The sequence below is a fragment of the Streptomyces sp. WAC 04229 genome (assembly GCF_003947455.1).
Taxonomy (GTDB): domain Bacteria; phylum Actinomycetota; class Actinomycetes; order Streptomycetales; family Streptomycetaceae; genus Streptomyces.
On sequence record NZ_QHJH01000292.1, the window covers coordinates 1 to 5,838 of the forward strand.

The window sequence follows — 5,838 nt, forward strand, 5'->3', positions numbered from 1 at the left end:
CATATCTGGCGTTGACTTTTGGCACGCTGTTGAGTTCTCAAGGAACGGACGCTTCCTTTGTACTCACCCTCTCGGGCTTTCCTCCGGGCGCTTCCCTTCGGTCTTGCGTTTCCGACTCTATCAGATCTTTCCGATCCGATTTCCTCGGTGCTTTCCAGGTTCCCGCTTTCGCGTTTCCCTTTCCGGCGGCTCCGACTCTATCAGATCCTTTCGGGCTCTGATTCCCCGTCAGAGGGGGTTGTCCTCCCGGCGCTTGGGCCGTTCCGACGTCTCAAACCTTAGCGGACCGTGTCGGTGTTTCCCAATCGGGGGCTACCGGGCCGTCGAGCGACAATCGGAATTGAATTCGGACATGCCGAAGTCATTCCCACTGGGGGCTCGTGCTGGTGGTTTGGTTGCCGCTGCTGCGGCGGAGGTGCTGCCGCAGAACCGTTACGGTGCCGTGGCAACCCGAAGAACTGTACGGACCCCGTAGGGGGCTGTCAAGCGTCTCTGTCAAGATCTTTATTCGAGGTCGCTGAGCCGGCCGCCCGCGTCGGGCTGGGCGTGCTCGACCCGGCGCAGGAGGCGGGTGAGCACCTCGCCGAGCGCGGTCCGGTCGTCCGGAGAGAGGTCCTGGAGCAGGTCCTCCTCGAAGACCGAGGCGAGGCGCATGGCCTCCAGCCACTTCTCGCGCCCCTCCGACGTCAGCTCGACGATGACGCGGACCCGGTTCGACTCGTCGCGCTCCCGGGTGACCAGGCCCTCGGTCACCATGCGGTCGATGCGGTGGGTCATCGCCGCGGGGGTCAGGCCGAGGCGCTTGGCGAGGTCGCCGGGGCCCAGCCGGTAGGGGGCGCCGGAGAGGACCAGTGCCTTGAGTACTTCCCAGTCGGTGTTGCTGATGCCCAGCTCGGCGGTCTGCCGGCCGTACGCGACGTTCATGCGGCGGTTGAGGCGGGACAGGGCCGAGACGATCTTCTCGACCTGGGGGTCGAGGCCCTGGAACTCACGCTGGTAGGCGGCGATCTGTTCTTCGAGTGGCGGTTCGCCTGCGCCGGAGGTGTCGCCCATGGCCGCAGTATGGCACGCCGCTCCTTTGCCTTGAAGTCCTTCGCTATGTACTCTTTACCTTCGAACTTTAGCTTCTAAGTCTTCAGCTCTAACGGCTGGAGCGATCGACCCAAGAGAGGGTGAACGTGACCAGGGCAATGGGCGCCGCGATGCGCCGGATTCACGTGGGCAACGCACTCAGCGCGTTCGGACTCGGCTTCACCGTCCCCTACCTGTACGTCTATGTGGCGCAGGTCCGGGGGCTCGGCTCCATGACGGCGGGTCTCGTGCTCGCCGTCTTCGCGGTGGCCGCGCTGATCGTGCTGCCGTTCGCCGGGCGGGCCATCGTCCGGCGGGGCCCGCTGCCGGTACTGCTCATCGCCCTGGTCACCGCCGCGCTCGGGGCGCTGAGCCTCGGGCTCTCGGCCTCGGCGGCCACCGTGCTGCTGTCCGCCGCCGCGCTGGGCGCGGGGCAGGCCGTGATGCAGCCGGCGCTCGCGACGATGATCGTGGACTGCTCCACGACGGAGACCCGGTCGCGGGCCTTCGCCATGCAGTTCTTCCTGCAGAACCTGGGCCTCGGCGTCGGCGGACTCATCGGCGGACACCTGGTCGACACCACCAGTGCCTCGTCCTTCACACTGCTGTTCGCGATCGAGGCGGCCATGTTCCTGGTGCTGGTCGCGGTGATGGCCACCGTGCGTGCGCCGCGCGCCCCGCGCGTGGAGGCCGTCCCGGGCCAGGCCGCCGGGGGCAGCTGGAAGCAGCTGCTGGGCAACCGCGCGATGGTGCAGCTGTGCGTGCTGGGCTTCGTGCTGTTCTTCGCCTGCTACGGACAGTTCGAGTCGGGGCTGAGCGCCTACGGCGTCGAGGCCGCCGGGATCACCACGTCCGCGCTGGGGACGGCACTGGCCGCGAACACGCTGATGATCGTGATCGCGCAGTTCGCGGTGCTGAAGTTCGTGGAGCGGCGGAAGCGGTCGCGCGTGATCGCCGCCGTGGGTCTGATCTGGGCCGTGGCGTGGGCCGTGGCCGGGTACGCCGGGCTCGGGCACGGCAGCCAGACGATGGCGACGGCCGCCTTCATCTCGACGTACGCGCTGTTCGGTCTGGGTGAGGCGATGCTGTCGCCGACGCTGGCCCCGCTCGTGGCGGACCTGGCGCCGACCGGGCTGGCCGGGCAGTACAACTCAGCCTTCGCCCTGGTGAAGCAGCTCGCGCTGGCGATCGGGCCGGCGGTCGGCGGGCCGCTCGGGGCCTCGCTGCACGCGCCGTACATCGTGGCGTTCCTGTTGTTCTCGCTGGGCATCACGGTGCTGGCGGTGCGGTTGGGGCGGCAGCTGACCGACGTACAGAACCAGCCGTCGCTGGCCCGGAGCCGGGTGGTCACGCAGGGCCGGGCGCCGTCGGACGCGGTAGCGGCCGCGGAGGCGTGAGCCGGGTGTGTAGCCGTGGCGGGTTCCGGTCCGTCACGGCTTCGGCAGGACGAACTCGCACCAGACGGCCTTGCCGCCGCCGGGTGTGCGCCGGGACCCCCAGTTGGTGGCGATGGTCGCGACGATGGCGATGCCCCGGCCGGACTCGTCCCCTGGCTCCGCGCGGCGGCGCCTGGGCAGGTGGTCGTCGCCGTCGGTGACCTCGATGATCAGGCGGCGGTCGGTGCGGCGCAGGCGCAGCCGCATGGGCGGCGTGCCGTGCTGGAGGGAGTTGGCGACCAGTTCGCTGGTGGCCAGGACGCCCAGGTCGTGCAGGTCGGTGGGGAAGCGCCAGCTGGTCAGGACGCCGGAGGCGAAGGCACGCGCGCGTGGGGCCGCTTCCACGCCGCCGAGCAGTTCGAGGGCGGCGTTGCGGAACAGTTCGGCGTCCGCGCCGGCGCGGGCGGGGTGCTGGAGGACCAGGACGGCGACGTCGTCGTCGTGGTCCGGGGTGACGCCCGCGGAGCGGACCAGGCGGTCGCAGATCACCTGCGGGGTGCCGGTCGCGCCGGACAGGGCGCGCTCCAGGGCGGCGATGCCCTCGTCCAGGTCCTCGTCGCGGCGTTCCACCAGGCCGTCGGTGTAGAGGACGGCGGTGGAGCCGGGGGTCAGGGAGATCGAGCCGGACGTGTGCACCCAGCCGCCGGTGCCGAGCGGCGGGCCGGTGGGCTCGTCGGCGCGCTGCACGGTGCCGTTCTCGTCGCGGACCAGGATCGGCAGGTGCCCGGCGGACGCGTAGACCAGCCGTCCCTCGTTCGGGTCGTGGATGGCGTAGACGCAGGTGGCGATCTGGTTGGCGTCGATCTCGGTGGCGAGGCCGTCGAGGAGCTGGAGCACCTCGTGCGGGGGCAGGTCGAGGCGGGCGTAGGCCCTGACCGCGGTACGGAGCTGGCCCATGACGGCCGCCGCGCGGACGCCTCTGCCCATGACGTCGCCGATGACCAGGGCGGTGCGGCCGCCGCCGAGGGTGATCACGTCGTACCAGTCGCCGCCGACCGCGGCCTCGGTGCCGCCGGGGTGGTAGGTGGCGGCGACGCGCAGGTCGTCGGGCTCCTCCAGCTCCTGGGGGAGCAGGGAGCGCTGGAGCGTGACGGCGGTTTCGCGCTGGCGGGCTTCGCTCGCGCGGAGGCGGGCCGCGGCCTCGGCGTGGTCGGTGACGTCGGTGGCGAAGACCAGGACGCCGCGGTCACCGCGGTCGCCGCTGCCGCCCTCGGTGACGGGGGTGCAGGTGAAGGTGTAGGAGCGGCCGTCGGGGGCCTTGCGGGACTTGAGGGTGCGGGGTCTGCCGCTGCGCTGGACCTGGTCCAGGAGCGGGAAGAGGCCCGGTTCGTCCAGCTCGGGGAGGGCTTCACGCGCGCGTGCGCCCAGGTCGCGCATGCCGAATGCGGCGACGTAGGCGTCGTTGACGTAGGCGAGGCGGTGGTCGGGGCCGTGCACGAGGGCGACGAGGGCCGGGACGCGGTCGAGGACGTCGCGCACGGGCAGCTCGTCCACGGCGGGGACGGGCGGGGCCTCCTCGGTCAGCTGCTCGACGCGGGCGGCGGGTACGGAGCCGTCGCTCCGCCGGTCGGGGGAGACCGTCGTGTCGGTCCGCGCTGCGGCGCGGCGCTGCGTTCCGGGGAGTCGGGCGCTCCAGCGCGTGAAGTTCACGAATCCTTGCCTCGTGTAGTTGTCGGCGGCCGGAGACCGGGACGGCCGGGACCGGCCGGGGCCCCGGGGGCCGCACGGGGCGAGCGGCGGCGCGCCCGCGGTGGTGGACCAGTCTGGCAGGGTGCCGGCCTGGCCGACATCCGTCAGACGCCTCAGTCGGCGGGGGAGTTCCGGACTCCGGTCAGGACGACCCCTTCGGGTTGTGCGGCGGTTCCTGGGAAGGCTTTCCACCGGCCGCGAGTTCGAACTCCGCTCGGGGATGTTCGAGTGAACCCAGGGAGACGATCTCCCGTTTGAAGAGTCCGGCGAGGGCCCATTCGGCCAGCACGCGCGCCTTGCGGTTGACGGTGGGGACGCGGCTGAGGTGGTACGCGCGGTGCATGAACCACGCGGGGTAGCCCTTCAGCTTGCGCCCGTAGACGTGCGCGACGCCCTTGTGGAAGCCGAGGGAGGCGACGGAACCGGCGTATGTGTGCGCGTACGTGTCGAGGGGCTCGCCGCGCAGGGTGTGCGTGACGTTGTCGGCGAGGACCTTGGCCTGGCGGACGGCGTGCTGGGCGTTGGGGGCGCACCCCCGGCCTGGGTCGGACGCGGTGACGTCCGGGACGGCGGCGGCGTCTCCCGCGGCCCACGCGTGCGGGGCGCCGTCGACCGACAGGTGGGCGGTGCAGGTGAGGCGGCCGCGGTCGTCGAGGGGGAGGTCGGTGGCGGCGAGGACCGGGTGGGGTTTGACGCCGGCGGTCCAGACGACCGTGCGGGTGGGGAACCGGGAGCCGTCGCTGAGGACGGCGACGCGGTCGGCGCAGGAGTCCAGGCGGGTGTCCAGGCGTACGTCGATGTTGCGGCGGCGCAGCTCGGTGACCGTGTAGCGGCCCAGGTCCTCGCCGACCTCGGGCAGGATGCGGCCCGATGCCTCGACGAGGATCCACTTCATGTCCTCGGGGGTGACGTTGTGGTAGTACCGCGCGGCGTAGCGGGCCATGTCCTCCAGCTCGCCCAGGGCCTCCACGCCCGCGTAGCCGCCGCCGACGAACACGAAGGTGAGGGCGGCGTCGCGGACGGCGGGGTCGCGGGTGGAGGAGGCGATGTCCATCTGTTCGAGGACGTGGTTGCGCAGTCCGATGGCCTCCTCGAGGGTCTTGAAACCGACGCCGTGGTCGGCGAGGCCGGGGACGGGCAGGGTGCGGGAGACCGAGCCGGGCGCGAGGACGAGTTCGTCGTAGGTCAGCCGGCGGGCGCCGGTGCTCTCCTCGTCGGTGGCGAGGGTGGTGATGGTGGCGGTGCGTGCCGTGTGGTCGATGGACCGGGCCTCGCCGATGACGAGGCGGCACTGGCCGAGGAGGCGGCGCAGGGGCACGACGACGTGTCGCGGGGAGATGGAGCCGGCCGCCGCCTCGGGCAGAAAGGGCTGGTACGTCATGTAGGGGTCGGGGGTGACGACCGTGATCTCGGCTTCGCCCCGCCGGAGTTCACCCCTGAGGTTCCGCTGCAGACGCAGGGCCGTGTACATCCCGACGTAGCCACCGCCGACAACGAGAATGCGCGCACGTTCCTTCACCATCCCATGACGCACCCGGCGCTTGCGTTTGTCCACAGGCTCGTCGAATTGTGTGACCGGAGATCGCGGAGGCGCGGCCATGGCCACAGGACCGTGATGCGGCGCGGTCGTGCAGGTCAGCGG

General features: G+C 71.4%; 4 protein-coding genes. 1 reads left to right on the forward strand and 3 read right to left on the reverse strand.

The features are described 5' to 3' along the window. Positions 1-504: 504 nt before the first annotated feature. Positions 505-1,053: a MarR family winged helix-turn-helix transcriptional regulator gene (locus DMH12_RS36630; RefSeq protein ID WP_125495612.1), complete on the reverse strand. Its 549-nt coding sequence runs from the start codon at positions 1,051-1,053 to the stop codon at positions 505-507. Between the two features lie 137 nt (positions 1,054-1,190). Between DMH12_RS36630 and DMH12_RS36635 the strand changes: the two genes are divergently transcribed. Beyond that, positions 1,191-2,468 carry an MFS transporter gene (locus DMH12_RS36635; RefSeq protein ID WP_125495615.1) on the forward strand — a complete coding sequence of 426 codons (1,278 nt, stop codon included), beginning with the start codon at positions 1,191-1,193 and terminating at the stop codon, positions 2,466-2,468. A 33-nt stretch (positions 2,469-2,501) separates the two neighbouring features. On the opposite strand, the gene DMH12_RS36640 is transcribed toward DMH12_RS36635, so the two are convergent. Then, positions 2,502-4,157: a SpoIIE family protein phosphatase gene (locus DMH12_RS36640; protein ID WP_125495613.1), complete on the reverse strand. Its 1,656-nt coding sequence runs from the start codon at positions 4,155-4,157 to the stop codon at positions 2,502-2,504. Positions 4,158-4,338: 181 nt separating this feature from the next. Next, positions 4,339-5,718 carry an NAD(P)/FAD-dependent oxidoreductase gene (locus DMH12_RS36645; RefSeq protein WP_125495614.1) on the reverse strand — a complete coding sequence of 460 codons (1,380 nt, stop codon included), beginning with the start codon at positions 5,716-5,718 and terminating at the stop codon, positions 4,339-4,341. Between the last annotated feature and the right edge of the window lie 120 nt (positions 5,719-5,838).

Coding starts and splice junctions, on each gene's coding strand:
- DMH12_RS36630 (WP_125495612.1), bottom strand. CDS start 1,053: ATGGGCGACACCTCCGGCGCAGGCGAACCGCCACTCGAAGAACAGATC.
- DMH12_RS36635 (WP_125495615.1), top strand. CDS start 1,191: ATGGGCGCCGCGATGCGCCGGATTCACGTGGGCAACGCACTCAGCGCG.
- DMH12_RS36645 (WP_125495614.1), bottom strand. CDS start 5,718: ATGGTGAAGGAACGTGCGCGCATTCTCGTTGTCGGCGGTGGCTACGTC.